Below are 26,037 nucleotides of genomic sequence, written 5' to 3' on the forward strand. Positions count from 1 at the left end.
TGCTAGCGATTTATTCGGCTACCACGCCGGCGGCAGGAACAACGGACGTGCCCTTAACGGAAAGCTTCTTGACTATGCCAATCACCAAGGCCGGGACGCTGGTAGCGATCGCGACGAAACCAATCATCATTAGTGGCGTCAAATAGCTAGCGAAATAAAGGGCTACGAGCAGGAACCCAAGGGGGAAGGCAATCACCGCATAAATGAGCGGCAGGCTTCCGGGCTTCCGGCTTTGTTCCCTGTACGTGGCAAGGGCAACGCATATCGCCAAGGCGGCGACAGCCAGCAGGGCAACAATCGCGGCGGTAAGAACGCTTACCGCCGCGCCCCTCACGCCGCCAAAAGCAAACATTAGGACTATGGACAGGACTATCCCGACAACGCTGGCAATGGATGACCCTTTGAAAACTTTCCCCTGATTATTCATAACGCTCACACTAGCCATAAGCAGCGACATAACCGGAACGTGACGCGAACCCGAATTGCTGCCCACGAGAAAGGCAACCCATGGCAAGAGCCAAGAAGATATGTGCACGGCCAGGATGCCCCGCTATCACCGCCGCGTCACTATGCACAACACACGCACGAGAAGCAGACAAAGCCCGCGGCACCTCCACACAGCGAGGCTACGGAACTGCCCACATCAACGCCCGCAAAGCACTCGCACCACAAGTAGCAACAGGCACCGTCCGGTGCGCACGCTGCGGCGAGTACATCCAACCCGGTACGCCCTGGCATCTGGATCACACAGACGACCGCACAGGCTACCTCGGTGCAAGCTGTGCACGCTGCAACCTCAGCGCCGCCGGCAAAGCATCGCACCAGTACGACTGACACCAGCCCGACACAGCGGACCCCACAGGCCCCCAGGCGGGGGAGGCGGCCTATGCCCCCCACAAAACCCGCCGGGGAGGTGAGCAGCAAGTCTGCCAACCGCTCAACCTCAATTTGACGACGAAAGGAGCGCCTTAGATGGGCACTCAAAAGAATATGACTAAGCCCAATTCGAGGGCCTACAGGCCTCAGCCAGCTGCTATCCGTGCTGCTCTAGTGGAGTTGCCGGCGGAGGGTTGCGCGCTACCGGTCCCGGATCTTCCGAAGTCGCGGGAGTGGAACGACATAGAACAGGCCCGCTGGGTTGAACTGTGGGAGTCTCCGCAGGCTACGCAATGGGACAACTCGTGCCGCGGAACCGTGGCCCTGCTTGTGCAGTACGAATCCAGGTTGCTGGTCGGTGACAATGGCGGCTCCGCTTGGGTGGCCCAGGAGTGCCGCTACGCCTCAGAGGCCCTTGGATTAACCCCCAAGGCGATGGCGTCACTTGGATGGAGGATCAGCGATGGGCAGCAGTAGGAGGGCGGCTAGGGGCCTGCCAGCCACTCCGGTATGTACGGACCCTAACCGCATTGTTCAGCAAAGATTGCCGTCTCCCCGGGCGAGGTCCGCGCATGGTTCAAGGGCGGAGTCTGCTATCGCGTATCCGTCGCTGGCCGGGTGTATGGCTGGGGCGAGGGCCCGTCTATTTGGGAGGCCGTCCTGGATGGCGGCTTTAGGCCGGACGACTACGGGAAGCACAACCAAGGAGGTCAACGTGTCGGGTAGCTCGACGGAAGAACTTCACTCCGCCGCACTAAATTCCATCCGGCTTGTCTTGGGATGGGACGTAGATCTTGACGATGAACTCTCCTTCGGAAGCCGATTCGACCCATACGATAGGTATCGCGCGACAGTCGAGGAAATCATTCGAGCCGTGGCGCCTGTTGCGACGCCGCAAAGTCCGCAGATGAAGGCCAGTGATTTACGACTTGGTTCATGAGCCTAAAAATGCAGGTCCAGTAGCACTCCAGATAGCGACGCTTCTCCGGCGATTTAATCCCAGGGTCCGCGTCTGATTTGCAGTAGAAGCCGACTATGTCGTTTCGGTCTAGTAAAAGATCGTGTATTGACGTATCGATAATTCGGCCGAAACCATCGTCGAACTGCACTTCCTGTGTACCCTCGCGAACACTGAACGGGGTTGACTTGAATGGCCCTTGTGAGCGGTCCGCCGTCGTGGTCTTCAACTTGTCAATGAATTTCTTGACGTCGAGAGAGTCCCAAGAGGGCGTAGAAAATGCGTGTGCATAGAGATTTCTGATCTCTCTTAGCGCGTGCAGGTCTTCACGAGCAGACTCCGACAAGACTCCGAGAGCTGCCGCTACGTCTATTTTGGACGCAAGACTGGACAGGGCACTCCCACGATGACCAAAGAGGCTGTAGATAACGGATCCACTCGTGTTTATCAGCTCGCTGATGATCGCCTTTTCCAGCACAGTGTCCAGATATGCCATAGAAAGGACCACAAGGTCAGTGTCCGGTTTAGAGTCCAGGTCATTGACAAGCTGGCAGAATTCCATAAGTTCGGGCAACGGTGGGAGTTTCCTGGCGGCCATGAACTCAATTTCTCATTAAGTGCCCCGAATGCCGGGGTGGACTCTCCGCTGGGCACATCCAGATTCGAGAGCATACCTCTCGAGACTGGCAGGGTGCTGCGACGTGCAAATGACAAGCCCCCTGCCCGCTTGCGACTTGCAGGGTGCCAACGGAAACCCCCGTCAGCTAACGATGCTGGCGGGGGTTCGTGGGCGGGCATAAGTTAACGCAAGCCCTTAGTTTGCTCGCTATTTCGTCACGGGCCCAGTGCTGTTACTGGTGACCGTTTTTGTCAGGTAGCCGCTTTTCCGTCCGGTGACAGCGATGGAAAGCCCGGCACCCAGGTCTGCTGCGACGACCTTATACGAGCTCGCGGTCGCGCCCGGAATGCTTATTCCATCCCGTTTCCACTGATACGTCCTAAGATAGACCGTCGGTGTCCAGGCACCGACTTTTACAGTCAGGGTCTGACCGACCGCAGCGGCGGCAGGGATAACCGGCTTCGGCGCGGTCAAAACGTTCGTCGCCACCGGAACCGTTGCGGCGCTGGTCTTGTAGGTGTAGTTGTATCCGGATTTGCTGGCAGCAGCTCTGACGGTGACGGTCTTTCCGAGGTCGGACGTCGTCAACTTGTAGGTCGAAAGAGTCGCGCCAGTGATGACCACCCCGGACCGGTACCACTGATACGACAGGGTTACAGGGGCCGGTGACCACAGCCCCGGGTTTGCGGTCAGTGTGGATCCGACGCGGGCAGTGCCTGTGATCGTCGGAGGGACCCCCGCCAATGAGCCCCTAGCGACAACTGCCGTTGCGGCAGAGATCTTAGAAGAGGTTACATAGCCGGTTTTGGAACCAGTGACGCGCACGGCGATGGCCTTGCCGGCCTGACCCGGACCCAACACGAGGGTGGAACCGGTCGCGCCGGACACTGCGAGACCGCCGGCCAGCCACTGGTAAGCGAACGTAGTGCCGGTTGTCCACGCGCCGGGGTTGGCGGTGAGTGTCTGTCCTACCTTTACCGTGCCGAGGACAGTGGGTGTGCTGCCGGTCAACGGAGCGGGGATGTAGGCCACAGGGGCCGAAGCGTTAGTCCACTCTCCCCAGCCGAGCTGATTCCTGGCCCGTACCCGCGCGGCGTAGGTACCGTCCGGCAGGTCACCAATGGACGCCTCTGTAGCACCGGTGCGGACTTTGCGCACGATGCCCGCGCCGGTGAATTCGGTCTCGTACTCCTGGATCCCGAGCAGGTCGGTGTGTTCTGCCCAGGTCGCCTTGACGCTTCCGATGCTTGCAGTCAGGGTGGGAAGCTTGGCTCGCAGCGGTCGGGTTGCCACAATCACGCGACCGGCGCTAAGGCCACGCGACATGTTGCCGTTGGAGTCGGTGACGGAGCCGACTGAGAATGTGTACGAGCCCAGCACCGAGTTAACATCATCGTACTTCGGGTAATCGAAGGTCGCTTTGAATATTGCCCTGTGAGAGTCGGTAGACGAATTCTTTGGGCGCCATCCGTACCCTGCATTGTCATGCGTGGCCATGATCTGTGCGGTCGCGTTGGATGGAACCCCAATCCCACTATCGCGTGCCTCGACGTTCACGACCACCTTGGCCGGACCGTCAGTGACGTCCACGATGCTAGGACTCGTGAGTGAGGCCGCCACTGTTGGCGCATCGTTGTCTCCCAAAGACACGACCGTCGGAACAACCCCGATGCTGTCATAGGAATCTATTCCACTGTGCGGCAGGTTATTGCCAGCAACGTCGAGGATGCGCGGCACGAAATACCAATCGCCGCCCCTGATGAACTCCGGGAAGGTGAAGGTGCTTTCGTAGATTCCATGGAACCGGTCACCGGAGACCAATGCCATCGCTTGGCCCGAGATAGGGTCCGACCCGTAGTCCGGCTGGGGATCGAGCCATGGGAATCCGGTGGCCAGACCTGAGCCCAGGTCTTGGACTTCGAGCCGCACCGTGGCCTGCACAGGCCCGTCGACGACGTCAATTTTCTGGTGCGAAACCGACGCGTTGAGGATTATGGGGCCCTCGTTGTCTTCGGTTATAGCGCGGGCCGGCGCGACGCCGACGGCTGTAACGGCTACCGTAGCGGCGACTGCGACAGCGATCCGCCGGGTCCAGGATGCGACGGACGTAGCGCGGCAAAATGTGGACACGAATCCCCCCAATATTAGAAACTTCGACTTTCAACTGAGAGAACTATGCCACGAAGTTGCAGAATTGGCCGCCGCTGGGGGCGTCAATTGTCAGACCGGGCGCCTATTGTTCCAACCGTGGTGAAGATAGATGTTGAAGCGGTGGGCGCGATGCTGACAGGCGACAGATATATTTACCGCATGTCAGCATCCTTCACGCTCGACGGCGAAACGTACGTGTACCTGAAACCGGATCCGGGGCACTCACCGGACGAGACAAAGTCGTGGGAGTACGGGAAGTATCCCAAGGTGCTCGCAACCCTGCCCCTTGCTGACGGCGGAACGGTTCGTGTCTATGCCGTCGCGGAACGCTGGAACCCCTCTTACATCCTCGTTGGATGGGCAGACGAAGCGCGGCACGGGCATTGGGCTTGGATCCCTGCCGGCAATGTGGAGCGCGTGACTGACTCGGACTGGGACATCGAGGAGTATCGGCGCTGCCCCGAACACCTGCGCGGGATCCAGTGGGCGAACCGCCTGCCCGGGTTCCTGCCCGCCTAGGCCGGCCACCCTTGATGCCAGTGGGACCCTTGTGATTATACTCAGGGCTTGGGGGCGCCTTAGACGGTGTATGTCGGAAGCGTTCAGCAGCCAAAAGCTATCTGCCAACCACCGACAGGAGGTGCGGGGAACCGTGCCAGCATTGAAACGATCGATCTTCCGTAAAGCGGCAGCCGCTGCCGTCCTTTCTATTGCCCTGGGAGCAGGCGCGCTCGCTGCGGCGGCCCCTGCCAGCGCCAACGGAGGCACGCCCGCCTCATGTGCCCAAACTACCGCGCCTTGCACAGCCGGCGTGTCCACCGTTTACGTCACCCCAGGAACAATCCTGCGGGCGAACAAGTACGGCTGGGCCAAGGGCACCAAGCTGGAATACCGCTGGTTCTTGAACGGCAAAATCTTCGCGGGCGGCTGGAATGAAACCACTAAGGTCTGGGGGCCGCCGGTCGTGGACAGCAAAGGCGATAAGTTCGTCGTCCGCGTCAAGGGCACATTGAACGGCAAGGTCAGCTATCGGTTCAGCAGGACGTACGTCGTCCGCTACTAACGACCACGCACGGAAAATCCCCGTCAGTCATCACGACTGGCGGGGATTTATCGTTCCTGCCGGGGTTCTTGCCGACGTAGCTGTCTCCCGCATTACATCCGTCCCGGTTGTGCCGATAGGGATTACTGGACCGTGTCGGTTCATCGAGTCATTTGGGGAAATCATGAAGTCAGCATCAGTCCGCAGGGCATCAGCCGCACTCGCAACCGTTACGGCGGCAGCACTCATCGGCCTCGCCGGAGCGGGGCCGGCCCAGGCCACCACCTGCTCTGCCGGGACCTACTACAAGGAAGTCGGCTTCACGGGTTACTGCGCGAAGAATGCTCCCGGGGTCCAGGGCCCGTACATGTCCGGACCGGGTTGGGCCATCTTCAAGAATGATCCTTTTGTCGGATCAACGCTGAAGGCGGACAAAGTTTATGGGTGGGCGAAGGGGACAACATTGAAGTATCGCTGGCTGCGCAACGGAGTCCCCATTTCCGGCGCATGGCACTCCACGTACAAAATACGGACCGCGGATAGGGGCAAGACGGTCAGCGTCCGTGTCACCGGCACCAATGGAAGCTTCAAGTCCTCCATAATCGCCTCGCGGCACAAAATCCGCTAACCACCTGACGAAGAAGGACCCCCGCCAACTAACGATGCTGGCGGGGTTTCTGTCGTTCCTGGCGGATAGTGTTCCTGCCGTGGTGAAGATTGATGTTGAAGCGGTGGGCAAGATGCTCGATGAGATGCTGGCGGTTCCTGTCCTCTCACCTTTCGAGGATCTAGAGCCTGACTACGAGTTCATGCCAGCCCCCGGGTGCGGCTGTAACTGCCATCAAGCGTAGTTAGAATCGACGCCATGACAGAGACGCCTCGACAGGATGATCCGGAACAGTTTCTGAAGCTTGCGGAAGTTGCCGCCAGGTTCCAGATCAGCCGGAGTACGGCGTACCGGTTGAAGAAAGAACAGGGCTGGCCCAGCCATCGCTTTGGTACCGAGATTCGGTTCTCCCCGGAAGACCTCGAAGCGATTACGGCGATGAACCAGGAGGCTACCCCAACTGCCGCCAGCGGGGCTCGCCGGGCCCGACCGCGTATTGGGACTCGAGCAAACCGGAGGAACAAGCCGGGTGCTGCGCCTGACTAGGCCCACGACAGGGCAGATGATCGATCCCTGTCTTTGCTGCCGCCCACATTTTGCCCACATTTTGCCCACATCCACCGTGAAATGCCGTTATGTTGGGTGATGGACTTCCGCGGATTCTAGAGGTTTTCCTTGCCAGCGCTGGCTAAGGAGAGGTTTCAAATCCCACCGTCACCGCGAATGAGAAAGGCCCTGCTTCCCTTGTAAACAAAGGGAAGCAGGGCCTTTGCTTTTGTCCCGAATGGACTCATCGGCAAAGCATTGGCAAAACTTCCACACAGTGCGCGTGCCCAGCGGCTAACTTTTCGCCGCACCTATGGCCCTCCGGCTCACCGGTTCTTTTCTTCCCCGGAACAGAGGAAGGCGGACGTAGCGTCGTCGAATACCGGTTCTTGGCCACGCCAGCGGGGTATGCACCGTTCGCCCATGGACCTCATCTACGACAACTCGGATCTGGCAGCCCACGCGCTGATGCGGCACGCCGCCGAAGAATCCGAAGTACCTGTCTTGGAGGGGCGCGTGCATGAAATATTTTGACGACACGGAACCGCTCAACTGGACCGACCAAATAGAGCTTATGGCCATCACCGTCGCCAGGGTCCTCCAATACTGAACCATCTGCCCTGGGCTACCGGCGTAGACTCAACAGCACTGCTCGACGCCGCCGATATAGGGGCACTGGAGATCCTTAGGCTCTGACGAGAGTATGCAATCGGGCGGAGATTACGGGCGCCTCGTTCTGTCCAAGGGCTCACAGCCCGTGAGAGGCACGCGGCCGCTGCTGCGTCTGACCATAACTGTGACTTTCAGAACCGGCAGCCTGCAAAACAGCGCGCACACGGGATCGGGAAACGTCCAGAAATTCGTCCCGACTGTCCAGGACGGGTCGGATCACCCGGCATGCGGCCTCCCACTCTGTCGAGCCGGCCCGCAGGCTGCTAACCCACGCCTTCGCGTCGTCCAGCAACAGGGAATAGACGCGGTGGCGCGCTTCCTGCAGCGCTGTCTCCGTTTCATCGATGAACCGGAGATAGGTCGCCAAGGGGATCTTGTCCGAGGGAATTCCCAACGCGCATACCCGCCACGCCACAGCATCGGCCGCCGAGCGGCCGACATCTTCAAGGTAGCTCAGCGAAAGCTGACTCACCGGCCCCAGATGGATCTCCCGTGTCAGGTCCAGCGGCATCATCTTGAGATTTTGTGGCACCCAATAATTCCACCCAGTAGGAGCCGCCGGCCAAGACGACGACGGCCTCCAGCTCGGCTCGGGAATCCATCCCTGCGGCATCGTCGGCCAACCTGGAGGAGCGTTGAAAACGTGCAAATTTACTCCTAAGCTGCCGGAGACGTATCTCCTACCGAACTGTTAAACACCTCAACGCGGCGCAGGCGGACGCCGCCGGCCATAAACTTGGACCGCGACGGATACCGAAGGATAAATTCGTAGGATCCCCGGTAGTTGCCGACTTCCGGCGGCTACTTCGATCCCGCGTCGCAGTCCTACTTAACCGCATCCACCTGCGCGATGCAGACCCACGTGTCGTCTGGAAGGAAATTCAACTGCCAGTGGCTCTCTGCAAGCCCGCGGCGCTTCGCCTCGGAGGCTGTAAGAACCTCTCCCATCGCGTCCTCAAGGTTCTCCACCGGCGTGTACTCCGACTCAATTGCCGTGCGCTTGACGGACTCGTCTGCCCGCGCCATGAGCCTGTCCAAATCTTCTATGGAGACTTCGTCGGGGACACCGAAGTGGACTTCAGAAAATCGGCGGACCTGGCCGCCGGTCCGCTGTGCCGATTTATCCGCTTGGGGAAGGGTTCCCGCGGGATACCCGAGCTCAAAAACCTCGGGGCCTCGTTGGCCGAACACTCGGGTGCATAGCCCTTGGATCAGTGCCATACGCGCATACTCATCCCGGTGCTGCCGCAGTTCGTTTTCGTATTCGCTCACCAGCCAGGTGACTTCGGATCTTGTCGCCACGGCTGGCGGTAGCTCGCGAGCACGCTTCCGCGGGGCAATGTAGGCCACCTGGCCCAAAGCGAATGCTATCGGCGCTGGCACCCCGAGGATCTCCAGCCTCAGATTGAGCCCATCTGCAGCACCATCCAAGATTCCCATAGCCGAAGATTACCAACCCAGTAACCGTTCACCCGGTAACCGCCCTTGGCTGTGTTGGAGGCGAGAAAGCCCAGCCCCCCCGTCACCAGGCTGGCCTTTCATTTTAACGATGCCGCACTGCATCTTCAGCTGGCTGTACCTTCGGTTACGCCAGATCAGAAGAACTCTGCCGCATCGCAGAAGATCTTCATCTGGACTGCCAGATTGCGACGCAGGTCCTCGACAGCATCGTTCCCAGATTCCTGTGGCTCGCTTGGTTCCTTTACTCGTTCCTGTTCCAAGAGTTGAGCCAGGTCACGGCTGTTCGCCTCGGCAAGTTTCGTGGTGTATTCAGCCACCAGTTCCAAGAGCGCTTGTCCTTGCTTGTCCCTGAAGTCGAGTTTGATTCTGCGGCCGTTTCCATCGGCATAGGCTCTTACGGCATCCAGGTCAGCGATGAGCCGGCCGACAATATCTGCATCAAGGTCGCCGTCGCGAACCGCTTTCAAGTATCTGCTCAACGAGGTGTTGTAGGTTGCTACGCACTCAGGCTCAGGGGCTTTGTTTTCCTGGATCCTCTTCGCGACTATAGCTACCCCTCCGGCCACCGCGCCCACCGCAAAGATTGCCCCGCCGATAATCATGGCGGGCTTGGCGGGCACCAACTTAACAGCCGCTGCAGAACGCTCCAAGAGGGTCTCCACAAAGCCAGGAGTCACAGGCGCATCGTCCAGATACGTGACGATAAGCCCTGCTGTATCGCGAATAGTCCCTCCCCATCGCACAAGCGAGCCACTGTCCAGGCCTGCTTGGATCGCCGCCGGAATCGCCAAGGTCACACTGGTCACTGGTCGTCCTCCGCTGCGGGAGCATGGTGCCCCGGTCGGCTTGATTGTAGGGATGGTAGCTGTTCGCCGATGTCAGGTTGATCTCCCCACAACAAGCGCTCTGCGGTTAGGCTAACACCCCTCACCGTGGCGCACGGCTTCCAGGTGAGCGGAGCCGAGAAGGGCCGGTAAATGACATACCGGCCGTGCCCCGTGACCTCTGAATAGGAAAGGTGTTCGACCCAGCGTCCCGTTCCCGAGCTCGGCCACGGACACGCCTGAAGTCCGCCGACTGAAACGTCCTATGCCCAATATGGGCACAGCGTAAAACCAGCGCCAGCTGGCGAGCTCACCACCAGTGCCAAAACAGCCCGCGGGGCGTCCCCGGGCACCCGCACCGGCTGTACCTTTCGGGCTCCTGGTCCGGTTGTCGAGTTGGATACTCGTGGATGGTAGGTAAAGATGGGCAGAAACTAGTTCGTCTCTGGGGGGTCACCGCGTTGCCTAATTACAGCTCGCTAAGTTTGGCATCGGTATTCATGCACCAGATTGCGCTTCATGAGCGCAATGGCGAAAAGAGTTTCGAGGCCTTGCTGACCGACATCCCGGTTGAACTAGATGCTCGAGACCTGGGTTTCCTGACGGACAGGTTCAGCGATGCACTCGAAAAGCGTGCATTGAGCGTGGTTCCTAGTGAACAGGTTGACAGTCCTTCACCGGGCGCGGTCTTCGAGCATCTCCGATCAGCCGATCTCAAGGGCTTGAGTCAGCTCCTCGTAAAACGCCTAGTCGATTCGCAGCGACTCAACGCCAAAACCGGCCTTTTGGTCGTTGCAGACGCCGAATTGGACGGTTCGCCCGGCGTGCTCATCGCCAAAGTTGAACACCAAGAAGCCATGCAGGCTGAAGCTACTACCCTCGAAGGTGGGCTGCGTAGCATCTCCATAAAGAGGATCCCTGATCTCGTCTTCGGTGAGCAAACGAGGATATATAAGATCGCCGTGCTGCTGGAGACTGATCAGAATCCGGCGGGCGTAGAAGGATTCCTGGCCGATATCCAGAACGGAGGCGGCTTCGCCAACTACTTCTTGGGCGAGTTTCTAGGACTAAAGTTGGCCGATGAGCCAGAGGTACTCACGGAGCGCTTCCTCGACAAGATGACGGAAGCCATTCATCAGAGCAGCCTTGACGCCGACGAAAAGATGGAAGCCCAGGCGGCTCTCGCGGTCGACATTAAGAGCAACTCACCATTCGTGGATGCCGAAGCTTTCATCCGCAGCCATATTCCTTCCAGTCATCAGCAAGACATCAGGGCCGCGGCCTCTGCGCGGGGTGTGCCCATGATGAGCTTTACTAAGGACTCTAAAAGGATTAGCGGCCGGCTTAACAATTTGCGCATAAATCTAGGTACAGAGATTTCTTTGGTTGCACCGCCTCACCAAATCGGAAGCCAGGGGCAGGTGCGCGTGGTGCGCAACTTGTCGTCTGATAGTGAACTCTATGACGTCACTATCAAAGGCGTCCCCCTGGATTCCGTCACTAATTCGCGTCCACGATGAGTACCCCGGTTGCCGAAATTTGGACACCTGAGCGGACCTTCAATTCATATCTAACCGCTCTCACGGAATACGAATCGGCAATAAGCCAGATCCACAAGCGAGTTGAGTCCGCTCTGGCTTCGTTCGGGTTGAAGCCTCACAAAATTGAATCACGATGCAAGGACCCTCTGAGCCTCTTCGTAAAGCAGGGCACAAAGAATTACGTCACCCCGTGGACTGACTGCTCTGATCTTTTGGGCGTCAGGGTTATAGTTCAGCTTTCCTCGGACAAGGCTAGAGTCCTTCAAGCCGTTGAGCAAACGGGCGATCTCGGTATTCTAGAAGTCGATGACAAAGAACTTGATCGGGATTATAAGGAGCTCGCGTACGCTGGACTACACCTCGACGTGCACTGCAACGGGATGACGACCTCACTTTCTGATTCTCTGAGATGTGAGGTTCAGGTTCGAACGGTCGCGGAGCATACGTGGGCGGAAATTGAACATGAATACATCTATAAGGGTCCAGGGCTGATACCCAAAGAAACTCAACGGCAGTTTGCCAGGGTTCTCGCTTTAGTTGAACTGATGGATATTGAACTCGATAGGGGCGTAAGAACTGTGTCTGAGCTTGACTCGTTCTCCATCTTGCGATTAACAAGGTTCCTATCTCAGTCCGCTCATGATCTCGGATGGGGTCGCGGCAGCCATCATCTATCCCTGCAGAATGTTGAGGAGATATGCCATCGGACGTCAATTAGGCCAACGGATCTTGAGCAGATGACCTCAAGCTTCATTTCTGAAAAGAAATCTGATCTCGATGCAATGCAAGAGAAGATCGGTCCAAGATCAGCATACTTTGATGTCCGCGTTCACCTTCTGGCCGCACAACCAGAAGCGCTACTGATAGCAGCTCTTTTAGATGAGAACGCATACAAACTTGCTACGGACATGCAACAAAGCGATTTATATCAGCAGATTGTGCCGATTGCTCGCGTTATGGGAAAACGCTCTCAGTTTTCTTAGAGCGATTACCAAGTAGCTGTCGGCTTCCCAGATGGCAATGAATTGCACAATGTGCTCGGGGCGGGGAAACTGAACCGTGACCCGCGTCGATCCGTGGCAGCTGGCTCGCGGTTTTGCGGGCGCCCGGGCGGTCAGGGCAGCAAAAGATCCTTTGATGGTGGCGCAGTCCAGAGTTAGTGCAGCGCCCACCGCTGTCGCTTCAGATCTCGGTTCGGATAGCCAACAAAGCTGTTCGGGACTGGCTGGCGGGACCCGACGGTTGAACCGGTGAAGTGGTTTGGCATTCACGGTAAAGATTTCAGAAAAGTCAGGCTTTTCATTCCCAAGTCTCCCCGGTTGCGCTTTTGTAGCTTCGCGGAGCCTAGACCTCATTGAGCTCAGACCGGGGCATCAGCGGTCTAGAACTCTGGTCGCCGAGTGGCCTCTACAAAGGATCTGGCTCGCTCAACCTTTTCGCTTTCCGCCACACCTTAGGGTCGCTCGACGGCTTCCGGGAGGTTCTCGAGCCATTCCACGGGTTTCTCGCCCAGGCCTGCTGCGACGGCAGTCGCAGTCTCACGCCAGGCTGTGAGTTTGGCAATAACAAGTTGGGGCTGGTTGGTGGCAAAAGACGCACGAGCGGCGGCCAGGACAGCTTCCGCACAGGCTTCCTGGTCAGCCGGGCTCAGGGCCAGCATCCACGGGAAGCGGTCGCTCATGCGATCCGCAAGAGTTCCTTCCGTACCCGTTGTGACAACAACGAGCTGGGCCGCCAGTTCTAACAGTGAAGCCCGGGCTTTGTCTGTGCTCTGGGACATCAGCACCAGGGACTCGGCCGTCACGGCGGGTGATCTGGACAGGGTGGTCCGAGGCAGCTGCAAAGACTTCAGCTGAAGCGCGGCTCAGTTCGGAAGACTTGAACGTCGTTCGGGAACCGGTCGGTGTGCTCATGCCACAACACTAACTCGGAACGTGTTCTGACGTTTGGCCGACCGTCTGATCGCGCGCCGAGCCGCTTTTGACTTTAACGCCCACAACATAACAGGCATTATGTTGTGGGTTGCCTGCGCACTGTCGGCCGAGCAAGCGGCCGGCAGTCGGTGGTCGGTGTTTGCACGACGCTCCGCCGGTATCGGAACATGCGCCGACAGGGTTTTGCCGGCGGGTGCCGCGGGAGGATAGGCTCGGCTCCCGCGAGCCTAACGTCGCCTCATACTCCCGGACTAGGTGTACTGCGCCGGAACGTTGTTGACACGCAAGGCTTGAAAACGAGGAGGACCTCCGGGCTAAGTGGAGCTGTCTAGTTCACACACTTTGCACTCGGAGGTCCTCATGTCCCACGTTAACGCCCGTCTGACAGTTCATGGAAGACGCCTGATCGTTGACCGCGTGGCAGCCGGCCGCCCGGTCGCCCATATCGCCGCGGAGCAGGGCGTTTCCCGGCAGACAGCGTACCGGTGGGTCAGACGCTTCCGGGCCGAAGGGGCCGCCGGGCTGCCGGACCGCTCAAGCCGGCCCCGGTCAACACCCACCCGCACGAGTGCCGAACGTGAACAGGCGGTCCTGGACGCCCGGCGTTCCTCCCGGTTCGGTCCGCTGCGGATTGCTGCGCTCACCGGCGTTCCGGCCCGGACAGTATCCCGCATCCTGCACCGGCACGGGGTTCCGCGGCTGGCGGACTGCGATCCGCTGACCGGTGCCCCGATCCGCGCGACCCGGACAACGACCAACCGGTATGAACGGGCGAAGCCCGGGGAACTGGTCCATCTGGACGTCAAGAAGCTCGGACGCATCCCCGACGGCGGCGGCTGGCGCGCCCACGGCCGCTCGGAGCAGGTCAAGGGACGCGGGATCGGTTACGACTACGTCCACGTCGCGATCGATGACCACACCCGCATCGGCTACGCCGAGGTCCTTCCCGACGAGAAGGGTGCCACCGCGGCCGGGTTCCTCACCCGCGCTGCAGGCTACTTCGCCGGCCAGGGCATCCACAGGATCGAACGCGTCATCACCGACAACGCCCTCGCCTACCGCAACTCCACAGCCTTCCGCCGGGCCGTCGCAGATCTCGGCGCCGTTCAACGCTTCATCAAACCCCACTGCCCCTGGACCAACGGCAAAGCCGAACGCTTCAACCGCACCCTGCAAACCGAATGGGCCTACCGCCAGGTCTTCACCAGCAACACCCAACGCCACGCGGCACTTGCGCCCTGGCTCCAGCACTACAACACTGAACGCATCCACACCGGCATCGGAACCACACCCATCACCCGAGTGTCACCAACCTGATGGCTCAGTACACCTAGGTCCGAAGAGCCCCCCTTGTGCAATGGCGGAACGCCATGCAAGAGTGCGCCCATGAATGAATCCGCTGCTAAGGTCGCGCGCAAACTCAGCACAATTCCAGTTCGTGTGTCTCGCCAAATGACCGCCACCGAGTATCAGGTTCGCGTGGCCGAGGTCCTCAACCTTTTTGATATAGAAGCAGTGGGTGACGAAACGGGTGTGCACTACGGGGACGAGGGCGTTGCGCTGGAAGATCAGCCTCTACTCGCGGCCATTCGCGTACTCATTGGAAGGCGATTCGGCGTCCCGGATGATCTACAGTAGCCCGACACTAGGTGTCCTTCGGATCTAGTGTCGCGTTCCCGGGGCTTGGTCCGGACGAAGGGGTGACATCGGTCGTTCCAGCCGTCACACCGGTCCTGAATCAAACTGCCATATTCACCTGGCCCGGGCCATAGGGGTTCCGCCGGGTTCAACCCCGCAGTAATAGCGAGTTATTGGGGGTTATAGGTTTTTTCTTATAAGTGGCTATAACTCCCTATACGTGGCAATAGTTGGACAGGGAGGGTCTGATAGCCGGCACCGTGGCAAGATGACACTCATTATGGACAGGCAGTTGCGGCGCGCCCCTGACGCGGAATGGGTGTTGATGTACCGGCTCGGGCTGAGCCGGAAACGCATCGCTGATCTGGTGGGGGCCCAGCCCGCCACCGTCGGTTACCACCTCGTCATCGCCCGTCGCCGGGACCCGGAGCTCGAGGCGGGCCATCTGGCCGCCGCCGGCACCCAATCCAGACGCTCCGCTGTGGACCTTGCCCGCATGGACGAGATCATCAACTGGGTTGCGGCCGAAGGCCGGTTCCCCCGTGACCGCTCCGATGACAAGGGGGAACGATCGATGGCCCGGTGGCTCTCTGACCGCCGGCGCGAAGCCGGCGAAGGCACCTTGTCCCCGGCTTACCGAGAAGGCCTCTCCCGGATCCCCATGTGGGCCGAGCACCACAGGGCAGCAGCGGACGAGGCTAGGTGGCGGGCCACGCACCGAGATATGGCCGTCGGGGTGATGTGGTTCGTTTGAGTGCTTGTCGACTATGTGGGCGTAAATGTCATATGCCCAGTCAGCCTCCGCCCTGGACCGGTTACGCGCCCAGTTGCCGACCGCCCAAGCCAGTCCCGTACTGAGGGCAGTTGCGACGGCCACAGAGGCGGCGACAGCCTGCCAGAAAACTTCTGCATCATTCACGCCTGGAAGCCTACAGCGGCGAGCATCGGAACAGTCGCGCTAGCAGACTGCGCCGCTGCCCCCTGCCTGMTTGCGACTTGCAGGGTGCAACAGAGAGCCCCCATCAGCAAATCACGCTGACGGGGTTCCTGCCGGATGAGAGCGACGCGGATGGACGCAGAAGGGTTAGGCCAACCCGCCGCCAACGCCTTACTTGTTGAAGACGACCCATTCGTGCCCTGTAGCACTCTTGTAGACAGAGCCTCCCCTGAACTTCTGTCGAAGTGTGCTGTTAGCTTTTGTTGGGTCAACTTTGACGGGGTCCGACTTCGGGTAGCCGAGGCGGCCGTCCAGTCCGCCGTAACGGTCAAAGGAATAGACGTTGACGACGTGAGCACCATAGACGGGGTGCGAATAGATGGTGCCGTTCTTAAAGAAGGACTGTCGGCTGACGCCGTCCTTGAGTGGACCTGACTCCGGGCCCTGCGGGTACCCCATGTTTTGCGGTCCCCCAGCGCGGAGGTACGCATCCCGGATTGGGGTCCGCAGAGCCCACGTGCCGAGGGAGTACGAGACGATGGAGCCGCCCATGTAGTTTTGCATGACTCCCCAATTCGAGAGCCCGTATTTGGGTGTTCCGACCCTGCCGCGCAGGTATGGATTGCGGGCGCGCACCTCGGCGATCTTTGCGTCGATTTCCGCTTTCTTGGCCGGCGTGTAGTAGTCGTCCAGGGTCCAGGCCTCGGTTCCCACCCCGGTGGGAGGAGCCGGCGGGACTGTTTCTACAGCCTTGGCCGGTGCCGCGAACCCGGAGAGCAATGCCGCTGCAGTCAATGTGGCCAGCACCGTCGATCGACGGAATTGTTTAGTGCTTTTCAATTTGAGACCTTCCCCCCATGTGCGAATGGCTGCACTTTACAGGATGTTGCGCGTCCAAGGTGCTTTGCACATGACGAGCCGGGACTTGGATGGCGCAGCACAGTATTCCCACAGTGCCAACTTGTCGCACCTACGCTCTAATCTCAGCGCGTGGTGAAGATTGATGTTGAAGCGGTGGGCGCGATGCTCGATGAGATGCTGGCGGTCACGGGCCGCTCGCCGTTCGAGGAGTTGGAGCCCGACTATGAGTTCCTGGAACCCGCGCCCTACTGCACTTGCCGGTGCCACTAGCCGCCGGCAGGGGCTGCGATAGCATCCAGCAATGGAAGCCGACGAGATATGGGCCTACCGCGAGACCGGCAAGCATCCACTGGTTCCGGTCCGCTTCATACGCCACCGCCGCAATACCAACAAAAGAAACGCTCACTCGCAAATTCGTTTCGAGGATCCGGATGCGGACGGTCTGGAAGCCTGGGTGCCAACTGGTCGGCTTAAATGCCTCTGGGCGGATGCCGAAGCCTTCCGGGCCAGGGAGCTGCGCTGGTCTGCTGTCTTGGATGCTTCCCGGGAACGTGAGGGCGTGATCATAGCCGTTGATGAAGTCGTGATGACCTTACTCCCCGACGAAAATTGGGGTCATGACCCGCGCACTTCACGAAGCGCGTATGAAGGCGTTTACCCGTTACGTGACCTCGATTCGCTCTCGAAACTGACCAATCTATCCGTGGACGAGCTTCGCGGGGAACCGAGCGCGTTCGAGCTCGACGGAACGTGGATCGTGCCGGTTGCAACCGCTCTTAGCGTTGCTGAAAGGCTTGCTCCGCTGGACCCGTCCGCGGTTCTTCGGGGAGTCGAGCGAGAAGAGCGCGAACTGGCTGCTGTAGAAGAGGATTGGCGATTGCGCGGCCCTGCGTCTGGGCCGGACCGGCAGACTGAAGACCAGTGGGAGGAACGGCGGCTGTCTTTTGCCCTTAGGCGCAAGTGGATCGGCGAAGAAAACATCTCACTACGGGACCAAGCGCTAGCAGCGCAGCAAGAATCCGAACGGCTCACGGGACTGGTCGAATGGGCTATACGCAAGCTCGATCACTACGGGCACGGGCCATCGTCAGCAACGCTGCAACGGTACCTCGACGGGGCGCCTCTGCCGACCTATCGAAGAAAGCCTAGAGATTGACTGGCAGTGGGCACACTTTGGGCACATTTTGGGCACATCTAGCGTGAATTACCGTGATTTCGAGTTATGAACTTCCGCGTATTCTAGCGGTTTTCCTTGCCAGTGCTGGCGCGGGAGAGGTTTCAAATCCCACCGTCACCGCCAGATAGCAAGGCCCCTGCTTCCCTTTGTTTACAAGGGAAGCAGGGGCCCTTGCTTTGCCCAGGCCTGGCTCATTGGCAAAAAAATTGGCAAAGCTTAACTTCGGCGCCTCCGGCCAGCCAACAACTTTACCCTCCAGCCCCGACGTTCAACCTCGATGTCCGGCCTGCAGCGTCGGACAAGCCGTGAAGGCCTTACGCCGCACCGGGATGATCAACAGCACTGTGTCGGAGGCCTCCGATCCGCGAGATGAAACCCTCGAATATGCAAATGAGCCGAGTAAGAGTACGGCTCTGCCAGTGGTTTCTGCGGGACAAGCATCAGGAACCATCACATACCGCGACGTACAGGACCGGGTAGACGCCATCCAGGACGAGAACCAAGCCGGGTCACCTCATCACGAGAACTCCTGGAGCCACTCGGCAAGGATGATCCGCCCTGCTGCCTCGATCAGCGCGAGGTGGGAGAACGCCTGCGGGAAGTTGCCGAGGTGCCTGCCGGTGTTGACATCGAACTCCTCGGCGAAGAGCCCGAGCGGCGAGGCGACCCGCAACAGCTTCTCCATCAGGTCACGCGCCCGCTGCTCCTCGCCGATGATCGCCAGCGCGGACACGAGCCAGAACGAGCAGATCAGGAATGTGCCCTCCTTTCCGGACAGGCCGTCGTCAGTCTCGCCGGTGCGGTAGCGCAGCACGAAGCCGTGCTCTGTCAGCTCGTCGGCGATGGCGAGCACGCTGGCCCGGAGCCGCTTGTCATCTGGGGGCAGGAATCCGAAGATGGCGGCCAGCAAGGTGGAGGCGTCCAGCGCGTCCGTGTCGTAGTGCTGACGGAGCACACCCCGCTTGTCGACGCCGTGCTCGAGGATGTCGGCCTTGATCTCATCCGCGGTGTCCCGCCAAGTCGCGATGAGATCTGTGTCGCCGCGGATCTCGGCCAGCTTCGCGGCGCGATCCAACGCGACCCAGCCCATCAGCTTGGAGGACACGTAGTGCTGGGGCTTACCGCGGGCCTCCCAGATTCCCTGATCGGGTTCGCGCCAGACGGCGGTGGCGCATTCGGCTTGGGACTTGACGATGGGCCATAGCCGTAGTGGCAGCCGGTCACTGCGTCGGGTGTGTAACAGGATGGAGTCGAGCACGGCGCCGAACACGTCGTTTTGGCGTTGGTCGAACGCTCCGTTGCCKATCCGGACCGGTCGGGCACCCGCGTAGCCGGACAGTTCGTCGCGGGTGGACTCGGTCAGGTCGCGCCGGCCGTCGATGCCGTACATGATCTGCAGCGCGCCGTCGGAGTTCGGCTCGAGGTCGGCGACGAACTGGATGAACTCCTCGGCCTCCCAGTCGAGATTCAGGTAATGCAGCGCCTGCAAGGTGAAGGTGGTGTCGCGCATCCAGGTGAAGCGGTAGTCCCAGTTGCGCTCACCGCCAGGCGTCTCCGGCAGCGACGTGGTGAGCGCGGCGACAGTGGCCCCGGTCGGCATGTAGGTGAGGCCCTTGATGGCTAGCGCTGAGCGCTGGATCGGGTCGCGAAAGCGGTGGTCGGGCAGTCGCGCCCGTCCCAACCAGGTGCGCCAGAACCGCGTGGTGGCATTGATGCGGCGGGTGGCGTCCAGGACGTCGCCCGGCGCGTTCAGCCCCTCGGCCCACGACAGTGCGCAGTAGAACTCCTCACCGGCGGACAGGACGTGTCGGGCGCGGACCCGATCGCCCTCGACGCCGAGGGCGAAATCGGTCTGCAGCCTGATTGTCTGGCCCGCACCGCTGGCATCGGCGATGTGTCGACTGCCGTCGACGAGCGTCCATGCGGCTGGCGTCCGGCCGTAGTCGAACACCGGCTCGCAGACCAGCTCCATCTCGACGGTGCCGTCCAGGCAGCGGACGGTACGCACCAGCAGGTGATCGGCGTCGTCGTCGGCGGGCGGTCGGGTATGCGGGGTGACCTCGTCCTCGCTCTCCCGCGGGCCCATGGTCAAGGCGTCGCGGACCTCAACCCAACCCGTCTGGGTCTTCCAGGTCGTGCAGAGGACGTTGGTCCCGGGCTCATACACCTGGGCTGTCGGGTGGTTGGTCCCGAACGGGCCGAGCCTGAAGTAGCCGGCTCCGCGATCGAGCAGGGTGCCGAACACGCTGGGTGAGTCGAAACGCGGGACGCAGAGCCAGCCGACGCTTCCGTCGGGCGCGATGAGGGCGCCCGTGTGGCAGTTCGATAGGAAGGCATAGTCCGCGATCGGCGGGAACGGGGAGGGCGCGGCAGCGCTCTGCTCGGTGGCCTGCCGCGGAGCGTTGGGACTCATGACGGCACCCAGGGCCGGTGCCAACCGACATAGTCGGCGGTCAGTTCATCTGCAGCTGTCGGACCCCAAGACCCGGGCGTGTAGCTGTGCACCGGTGGCGGCGCATCCAGTAGTGGCTGCATGATCCGCCATGTCTCCTCGACCCCGTCCTGGCGGGTGAACCGCGTACTCTTCCCGACCATCGCCGCCTGGAGCAGCACCTCATACGGAGTCGGCCCCTCGCCCCCTTCATCGGCGAACTCCATGTCGAGATCGATGGCGCCGGGGCCGACCGTGTCCGCACGTAGAGCCTCGACCTTGAGCCTGACGCCGGTCGACGGATCAAGCTTGATGACGATCTGGTTGGGCTCTGGTCGGCGATCGGATCCGAAGTTGAAGCCGAGCCGGGGCGGGTGCTTGAACATCAGCCGAAGCTCGGTCTGAGTGACCGGAAGCTTCTTGCCGGTCCGAATGAAGAACGGCACCCCCGACCAGCGCCAATTGTCGATGTCGAGCCGCAACGCGGCGTACGTCTCCGTCGTCGAATCCGCGGCCACGCCGTTGATGCTCCGGTAGCCCTCATACTGGCCGCGGACGTAGTGGACGGGATCGGCCTCGGAGACCGCGCGGAACAAAGCGACCTGTGAGTCCTTGAGCGTTTGTGGATCACCCCCAGACGGTGGCTCCATTGCGGCCGCGGACACGACCTGCATGAGGTGATTGACCACCACGTCGCGCAGCGCACCGACGGGATCGTAGAAGTGGCCACGGTCCTCGACGCCGAAGTCCTCGGCCATCGTGATCTGCACGCATTCGATATAGTTCCGGTTCCAGATCGGCTCAAGCATCGTGTTGGCGAACCGCAGGTAAAGGATCTCCTCCAGGCCCATCTTCCCCAGGTAGTGGTCGATCCGGTACAACTGCGACTCGTCGATGTACTGGTGCAACTCCTCGGCCAGGGCGCGAGCCGAGGCTCGGTCACTCCCGAACGGCTTTTCCACCACCACCCGCCCCGTCGCGGTCAGGCCGGCCCCGGCCAGGCCCTTGACGACTGTACCGAACAGGAAGGGTGGGACTTCGAGGTAGAACACCGGGCTGTCGGCGCCCTTGATCGCCTCGGCGACCCGCCCATAGGTCGCTGCATCGCCGAAGTCGCCCTGCACATAGGACAGCCGGGCCGCGAAACGGTCGAAGACGCCGGCGTCGATCACCTCCCCAGTGCCCTCGATCGACACCCGGGCCCGTTCCACCAACTGGTCAACCGTCCAATCATCGACAGCCACCCCGACGATCGGGCACTCCAACAAACCCCGCCGCTCCAGCCGGTACAACGATCTGAACGTCATCACCCTGGCCAGGTCGCCGGTGATCCCGAACACCACGAACACATCGGCGGAACCCGGACCAGCGCTGGCCGGCTGGCCACGCCCAGCCGCGGTTCGGCTATTCATCGGTGCTGTCATGGCATCTCCTCGACGTGATCGACCCTCTACCGGCAATATGAATCTGCTCGTGGCCTCCGTGCGGGATCTGACGCAGACCGGTTTCTATCTGAGCCAACCACCGCCTCCCGGTCCCCGTCACCACCCATTTTGGGTGATGACGCCGTCCACCCCGGGGGGCAGGCTCAATGTGTAGAGGCAGCATCGGTAGATCCGAGAACCCGCTATAGGAGGATCCGGCATGACAGACGGCCAGCACTATGACGTTGTCATCATCGGGACGGGAGCCGGGGGCGGGACGCTCGGTCACCGGCTTGCTACGAACGGGGCGAAGGTGCTCTGGCTGGAGCGAGGTCCGTTCCTGCCGCGCGAGCGCGATAACTGGCAGACCGAGGCGGTGTTCGTCCGCGGAAAGTACCTTGCGAAAGAGCTGTGGTACGACCGGCACGGCAGCGAGTTCCAGCCCGAGGTCAACTACTACGTCGGCGGGAACACCAAGTTCTACGGCGCGGCACTGTTCCGCCTCCGTCCGGAGGACTTTGGCGAGCTACGCCATCATGGCGGAATCTCACCGGCCTGGCCGATCTCCTACGACGACTTGGAGCCCTACTACACCCAAGCCGAACATCTCTACCTGGTGCACGGTCAGCACGGCGAGGACCCGAGCGAAGGCCATGCCAGCGCGCAGTACGCCCACCCTCCGGTATCCCACGAACCCCGCATCCAGCAGTTGAACGACGACCTGGAGAAGCTCGGGCTGCACCCCTTCCACCTCCCGATCGGCGTCAACCTCCAGGAGATCGAACCTGGACGCGCGGCACGGGCAAGTGCGTGCATCCGCTGCAACCGGGTCGATGGCTTCCCATGCCTGCTGAACGCAAAATCGGACGCGCAAGTCATCTGCGTGGATCCGGTGCTCTCCCAGGACAACGTCACACTGGTCACCGGCGCCCAAGTGCAGCGCCTGGAAACCGACGCCTCAGGACACAGCGTCACCGGGGTCGTCACAACCTTGGACGACGGCACCGAGACCAGATTCACCGGCGACATCGTGGTCGTCGCCTGCGGCGCGGTGAACTCCGCCGCCCTGCTGCTCAGATCTCGCCAAGACCGCCACCCCGACGGGCTGGCCAACAGCTCCGGAGTGGTCGGCCGGCACTACATGCGGCACAACAACATCGCGCTGATGACCGTTTCCCGGGAGCCCAACCCCACGCTGTTCCAGAAGACGCTGGCGATGAACGACTGGTATCTGGGGTCCGACGACTGGGACTATCCGCTCGGCGGTATCCAGATGCTCGGCAAGTCCGACGACGAGGAGCTCCGCGCGCAGTCGCCGCGATGGGCCGGCAAGATCTCTCCGGACCTGCCCTTCGAGGTGCTGGCGCACCACGCCGTCGACTTCTGGCTCTGCGGCGAAGACCTACCGCAGCCCGACAATCGCGTCACGCTCGACGCGGACGACGCCATCCACCTCAGCATCGATGAGAAGAACAACGTCGAAGGAGTAAAGCGGCTGCGCCACAAACTCGACGGCATGCTCGGCAAGCTGGGCATGCACGAGCACCATCTGCTGGACCGGAGCCTCTACCTGCACAAGAGCATGCCGATCGGCGCCACCGCGCACCAAGCAGGCACCGTCCGTTTCGGCCGAGATCGCGCAACCAGCGCTCTCGACGTGAACTGCAAAGCCCACGACCTGGACAACCTCTACGTCGTCGACACCAGCTTCTTCCCCAGCATCGGCGCCGTGAACCCGTCCCTGACCGCAATCGCCAACGCCCTGCGGGTAGGCGACCACCTCACCGAACGCCTTGGCTAGTCCCCGGGTCGCTATGGCAGCTCTCAATCTCGCGGGAAGGGGTGCGACATGACGCTGTTCGCGGACGTCCTCATCCCCGTGATGGAGGTGAACCCGGTTCCGTGGGCTCGCGCACAGATGGCGTTCACGCTGGCCTTCCACATCATCTTGGTGCCACTCGGGGTGTCCTGGTCGGTGATGGCGCTGATCGCCAACTATCGAGGCATCAGGCGGGCCGACGCTGACGCCATCCGGCTCGCGCAGCGCTGGTCGAAGTACATGGCGGTCACCTTCGCAGTCGGCGCCGTCACCGGAACGGTTCTCTCCTTCGAGTTCGGCCTGCTGTGGCCTCAGTTCATGGGTCACTGGGGCGAGGCGTTCGGCGTGCCTTTCGCGTTCGAGGGTCTCTTCTTCTTTCTCGAGGCCGTTTTCATCTCGATCTACATCTTCGGCTGGCGGCGGCTCAAGCCCTGGATCCACTTCTGGACCGGTGTCCCGATCGCCGTCGCCGGCATCTTCGGCAGCGTTTCGGTGGTGGCCGCCAACGCGTGGATGAACTCCCCCGAAGGGGTCACTCTGGACACCGCCGGGAACGTCGTGGCGGTGGACCCGCTCGGGGTGATCTTCAACGGGGCGATGCCGCTGATGGCGGCGCACATGGTGATTGCGGCCTACCTGGTCGGCGGCTTCCTGGTGGCCATGGTTTACGCGACGGCGATGCTGCGCGGGCGGCGGGACCATTATCACAGGCTCGGCTTTCTCATCGCCTTCACTGTGGCCGCCATCGCCGTCCCGGTGCAGATGGGGGTCGGTGACGGTCTAGCTCGCTGGGTTTATAGCAACCAGCCGGTCAAGTTCGCCGCCATCGAGATGGTGCCGACGACCAGCAGCGACGTGCCCGAGACGCTGCTCGGCCATCTCAACTCAGAAGGACAAGTGGTGGGCGGTGTCCCCATCCCCGGGCTCGCCTCATGGTTGTCGGACCCCAGCACTGGCCGGGCGACCGTCGTGCAGGGGCTCGACACTGTACCCGCCGACGAGCGGCCGACGAACCGCCAGGTGAACGTCGTCCATCTCGCTTGGGACATCATGGTCGGCGTCGGCACTGCCCTGTTCCTGCTGACGCTGTGGTACTTGGCATCGTGGATCTTCCGACGAGACATGCCTCGCAGCAAGTGGTTCCTGCGCTGCGCCGTCGCCGCCGGACCCCTCGCCGTCGTGACCATGGAGGCGGGCTGGACCGTGAGCGAGGTCGGCCGTCAGCCGTGGATCGTCTACAACAAGATGCGGGTGGAGGACGCCGCGACCACCAACACCGGAGTCTGGATCACCTTCATCGCGGTCACGATCCTCTATATCGGGCTGGGCGTCACCACAATCCTCGTCTTGCGCGGGATGAGTCGTCGCTACCGTGAGGCACGCCGATTCGAGGAGACAGACTCCCCGTACGGACCGCGCGAGCCGGTGAAAGAGACCTAGGGGTCACCCATGGATACCGCCGCAGCCTTGCTCTTGTTCGCTGCCATCACCATCTACGCGATCTTCGGCGGCGCTGACTTCGGTGCCGGCTTCTGGGACCTGACCGCTGGTGGCGCGCAGCGTGGGGAGCGGCCGCGCGAGGTAATCGACCACTCGATCGGGCCCGTGTGGGAAGCGAACCACGTGTGGCTGATCTTCAGCTTCGTCGTGCTCTGGACGTGCTTCTCCGAGGCCTACGCGTCGATCACCTTGACCATGTTCGTGCCCCTCGCCATTGCGGCCCTCGGCATCGTCCTGCGCGGTGCCAGCTTCGCCTTCCGGAAGGCGGTGTTTCGGCAGCGAGCCCGCCGCAGCTTCGGCGCCATCTTCGCCGTCTCCTCGGTGCTGGTGCCCTACTGCTTCGGCGCCATCGCGGGAGGCATCGCATCCGGCCAGGTTCCGGCCGGCGGTCGGGCGGGCGATCCGCTGCACAGCTGGGTCAACCCGACGTCGGTCGTCATGGGTCTGCTCGCCGTATCCGTGACGGCCTACGTCGCCGCGGTACTGCTCACCTGGGATGCCCATCGCCTCTCCGACGAGGCGATGGTCGGCTACTTCCGCGTCCGCGCCGTGGCGGCTGGGGCCGTGGCTGGAGCCGTCGCCCTGGTCGGTCTCTTCGTCGTACGCAGCGAAGCCAGCTACGTGTTCGGAGGACTCACCTCACGCGCCCTGCCGCTGGTGATCATCTCGGCGGTCGCCGGGCTCGGCGCGCTTTTCCTGCTCCGAGGCCGACCCCACCGCGGAGGACGGCTGGCTGCGATCGCCGCGGCCGGCGCCCTCGTGCTGGCCTGGGGCGTGGCACAGTGGGACTACCTGCTGCCCGAAACGCTCACGGTCTCGGCGGCCGCTGCGCCGTCGGGCACGATCACGGCCGTGCTGGTCGCGGCGGGTCTCGCCGTGCTGTTGATCGTGCCGGCCTTTATCTTGTTGTACGTGCTCGACCAGCGCGGACTGCTTCCCGAAGAAGGCGTCGACGACGAGCCCGACCGGGGCTCCGGGGTCGTCCGTGCCTGACTTCGCTGACGAGGTGGCAAGAAAGG

The 26,037-nt window shown here is 61.4% G+C and carries 26 protein-coding genes; 16 read left to right on the forward strand and 10 right to left on the reverse strand.

Annotation, left to right across the window (positions count from 1 at the left end; genetic code table 11):
• Nucleotides 1-10: 10 nt before the first annotated feature.
• Entirely contained in the window at nt 11-427 is a 417-nt protein-coding gene (locus AC1DZQ_RS11730) for a hypothetical protein (protein WP_476963671.1), read from the reverse strand.
• A gap of 563 nt (nt 428-990) precedes the next feature.
• Between AC1DZQ_RS11730 and AC1DZQ_RS11735 the strand changes: the two genes are divergently transcribed.
• Nucleotides 991-1,353 carry a phage terminase small subunit gene (locus tag AC1DZQ_RS11735; protein WP_476963747.1) on the forward strand — a complete coding sequence of 121 codons (363 nt, stop codon included), beginning with the start codon at nt 991-993 and terminating at the stop codon, nt 1,351-1,353.
• Between the two features lie 386 nt (nt 1,354-1,739).
• Here the strand turns inward: AC1DZQ_RS11735 and AC1DZQ_RS11740 are convergent, their stop codons facing one another.
• Together AC1DZQ_RS11740 and AC1DZQ_RS11745 are read right to left on the reverse strand one after the other, a co-directional pair.
• Nucleotides 1,740-2,432, reverse strand: coding sequence for a DUF4145 domain-containing protein (locus AC1DZQ_RS11740; protein WP_476963672.1), 693 nt, complete (start codon nt 2,430-2,432; stop codon nt 1,740-1,742).
• A 228-nt stretch (nt 2,433-2,660) separates the two neighbouring features.
• Complete coding sequence (locus AC1DZQ_RS11745; RefSeq protein ID WP_476963673.1) at nt 2,661-4,382, reverse strand: hypothetical protein; 1,722 nt, start codon at nt 4,380-4,382, stop codon at nt 2,661-2,663.
• 381 nt (nt 4,383-4,763) lie between these two features.
• Here AC1DZQ_RS11745 and AC1DZQ_RS11750 point away from each other — a divergent pair, with 381 nt between their 5' ends.
• From AC1DZQ_RS11750 to AC1DZQ_RS11770, 5 genes are all read left to right on the forward strand, one after another.
• Nucleotides 4,764-5,123 (forward strand): hypothetical protein, encoded by a 360-nt coding sequence (locus tag AC1DZQ_RS11750; RefSeq protein WP_476963674.1) that lies wholly within the window; start codon nt 4,764-4,766, stop codon nt 5,121-5,123.
• A 292-nt stretch (nt 5,124-5,415) separates the two neighbouring features.
• Nucleotides 5,416-5,667, forward strand: a complete 252-nt coding sequence (locus AC1DZQ_RS11755; protein WP_476963675.1) for a hypothetical protein — start codon at nt 5,416-5,418, stop codon at nt 5,665-5,667.
• A gap of 163 nt (nt 5,668-5,830) precedes the next feature.
• The gene (locus tag AC1DZQ_RS11760; protein ID WP_476963676.1) at nt 5,831-6,274 is read left to right on the forward strand and encodes a hypothetical protein; all 444 of its coding nucleotides are present in this window, start codon (nt 5,831-5,833) and stop codon (nt 6,272-6,274) included.
• Nucleotides 6,275-6,353: 79 nt separating this feature from the next.
• Complete coding sequence (locus AC1DZQ_RS11765) at nt 6,354-6,497, forward strand: hypothetical protein (RefSeq protein WP_476963677.1); 144 nt, start codon at nt 6,354-6,356, stop codon at nt 6,495-6,497.
• Nucleotides 6,498-6,511: 14 nt separating this feature from the next.
• A complete protein-coding gene (locus tag AC1DZQ_RS11770; RefSeq protein ID WP_476963678.1) occupies nt 6,512-6,799 on the forward strand; it encodes a helix-turn-helix domain-containing protein in 288 nt (95 codons plus the stop codon).
• Nucleotides 6,800-7,547: 748 nt separating this feature from the next.
• Here the strand turns inward: AC1DZQ_RS11770 and AC1DZQ_RS11775 are convergent.
• From AC1DZQ_RS11775 to AC1DZQ_RS11785, 3 genes are all read right to left on the reverse strand, one after another.
• A complete protein-coding gene (locus AC1DZQ_RS11775; RefSeq protein WP_476963679.1) occupies nt 7,548-7,985 on the reverse strand; it encodes a hypothetical protein in 438 nt (145 codons plus the stop codon).
• Between the two features lie 311 nt (nt 7,986-8,296).
• Nucleotides 8,297-8,911, reverse strand: coding sequence for a hypothetical protein (locus tag AC1DZQ_RS11780; RefSeq protein ID WP_476963680.1), 615 nt, complete (start codon nt 8,909-8,911; stop codon nt 8,297-8,299).
• A gap of 155 nt (nt 8,912-9,066) precedes the next feature.
• The gene (locus AC1DZQ_RS11785) at nt 9,067-9,738 is read right to left on the reverse strand and encodes a hypothetical protein (RefSeq protein WP_476963681.1); all 672 of its coding nucleotides are present in this window, start codon (nt 9,736-9,738) and stop codon (nt 9,067-9,069) included.
• 428 nt (nt 9,739-10,166) lie between these two features.
• Here AC1DZQ_RS11785 and AC1DZQ_RS11790 point away from each other — a divergent pair, with 428 nt between their 5' ends.
• Both AC1DZQ_RS11790 and AC1DZQ_RS11795 read left to right on the forward strand, forming a co-directional pair.
• Nucleotides 10,167-11,276 (forward strand): hypothetical protein, encoded by a 1,110-nt coding sequence (locus AC1DZQ_RS11790; RefSeq protein ID WP_476963682.1) that lies wholly within the window; start codon nt 10,167-10,169, stop codon nt 11,274-11,276.
• A complete protein-coding gene (locus AC1DZQ_RS11795; RefSeq protein WP_476963683.1) occupies nt 11,273-12,280 on the forward strand; it encodes a GTP pyrophosphokinase in 1,008 nt (335 codons plus the stop codon). The genes AC1DZQ_RS11790 and AC1DZQ_RS11795 overlap by 4 nt, the downstream gene beginning before the upstream one ends.
• Nucleotides 12,281-12,750: 470 nt before the next feature.
• Here the strand turns inward: AC1DZQ_RS11795 and AC1DZQ_RS11800 are convergent, their stop codons facing one another.
• On the reverse strand, nt 12,751-12,978 hold the full coding sequence (locus AC1DZQ_RS11800; RefSeq protein WP_476963684.1) for a hypothetical protein: 228 nt from the start codon (nt 12,976-12,978) through the stop codon (nt 12,751-12,753).
• A gap of 613 nt (nt 12,979-13,591) precedes the next feature.
• Here AC1DZQ_RS11800 and AC1DZQ_RS11805 point away from each other — a divergent pair.
• The 3 genes from AC1DZQ_RS11805 (at nt 13,592) to AC1DZQ_RS11815 (ending at nt 15,623) form a co-directional block, all read left to right on the forward strand.
• On the forward strand, nt 13,592-14,548 hold the full coding sequence (locus tag AC1DZQ_RS11805) for an IS481 family transposase (RefSeq protein WP_476963685.1): 957 nt from the start codon (nt 13,592-13,594) through the stop codon (nt 14,546-14,548).
• A 69-nt stretch (nt 14,549-14,617) separates the two neighbouring features.
• Nucleotides 14,618-14,869: a hypothetical protein gene (locus AC1DZQ_RS11810; RefSeq protein WP_476963686.1), complete on the forward strand. Its 252-nt coding sequence runs from the start codon at nt 14,618-14,620 to the stop codon at nt 14,867-14,869.
• A gap of 268 nt (nt 14,870-15,137) precedes the next feature.
• Complete coding sequence (locus tag AC1DZQ_RS11815; RefSeq protein ID WP_476963687.1) at nt 15,138-15,623, forward strand: hypothetical protein; 486 nt, start codon at nt 15,138-15,140, stop codon at nt 15,621-15,623.
• Between the two features lie 354 nt (nt 15,624-15,977).
• Here AC1DZQ_RS11815 and AC1DZQ_RS11820 read toward each other — a convergent pair whose 3' ends face one another.
• On the reverse strand, nt 15,978-16,646 hold the full coding sequence (locus tag AC1DZQ_RS11820) for an LGFP repeat-containing protein (protein ID WP_476963688.1): 669 nt from the start codon (nt 16,644-16,646) through the stop codon (nt 15,978-15,980).
• A 150-nt stretch (nt 16,647-16,796) separates the two neighbouring features.
• Between AC1DZQ_RS11820 and AC1DZQ_RS11825 the strand changes: the two genes are divergently transcribed.
• Both AC1DZQ_RS11825 and AC1DZQ_RS11830 read left to right on the forward strand, forming a co-directional pair.
• Nucleotides 16,797-16,937, forward strand: a complete 141-nt coding sequence (locus AC1DZQ_RS11825) for a hypothetical protein (protein ID WP_476963689.1) — start codon at nt 16,797-16,799, stop codon at nt 16,935-16,937.
• 31 nt (nt 16,938-16,968) lie between these two features.
• Nucleotides 16,969-17,823 (forward strand): hypothetical protein, encoded by an 855-nt coding sequence (locus AC1DZQ_RS11830; RefSeq protein ID WP_476963690.1) that lies wholly within the window; start codon nt 16,969-16,971, stop codon nt 17,821-17,823.
• 538 nt (nt 17,824-18,361) lie between these two features.
• On the opposite strand, the gene AC1DZQ_RS11835 is transcribed toward AC1DZQ_RS11830, so the two are convergent.
• Together AC1DZQ_RS11835 and zwf are read right to left on the reverse strand one after the other, a co-directional pair.
• On the reverse strand, nt 18,362-20,257 hold the full coding sequence (locus AC1DZQ_RS11835; protein WP_476963691.1) for a glycoside hydrolase family 15 protein: 1,896 nt from the start codon (nt 20,255-20,257) through the stop codon (nt 18,362-18,364).
• Nucleotides 20,254-21,699, reverse strand: a complete 1,446-nt coding sequence (gene zwf / locus AC1DZQ_RS11840; protein WP_476963692.1) for a glucose-6-phosphate dehydrogenase — start codon at nt 21,697-21,699, stop codon at nt 20,254-20,256. The genes AC1DZQ_RS11835 and zwf overlap by 4 nt, the downstream gene beginning before the upstream one ends.
• A 220-nt stretch (nt 21,700-21,919) precedes the next feature.
• Between zwf and AC1DZQ_RS11845 the strand changes: the two genes are divergently transcribed.
• From AC1DZQ_RS11845 to AC1DZQ_RS11855, 3 genes are read left to right on the forward strand one after another with little or no spacing between them, the layout of a single operon-like run.
• Entirely contained in the window at nt 21,920-23,500 is a 1,581-nt protein-coding gene (locus AC1DZQ_RS11845; RefSeq protein WP_476963693.1) for a GMC oxidoreductase, read from the forward strand.
• A 48-nt stretch (nt 23,501-23,548) separates the two neighbouring features.
• Complete coding sequence (locus tag AC1DZQ_RS11850) at nt 23,549-24,958, forward strand: cytochrome ubiquinol oxidase subunit I (protein ID WP_476963694.1); 1,410 nt, start codon at nt 23,549-23,551, stop codon at nt 24,956-24,958.
• 9 nt (nt 24,959-24,967) lie between these two features.
• Nucleotides 24,968-26,011 carry a cytochrome d ubiquinol oxidase subunit II gene (locus AC1DZQ_RS11855; protein ID WP_476963695.1) on the forward strand — a complete coding sequence of 348 codons (1,044 nt, stop codon included), beginning with the start codon at nt 24,968-24,970 and terminating at the stop codon, nt 26,009-26,011.
• The last annotated feature ends 26 nt before the right edge of the window (nt 26,012-26,037 follow it).

This window comes from Arthrobacter sp. P1_C12_2 (assembly GCF_056406415.1).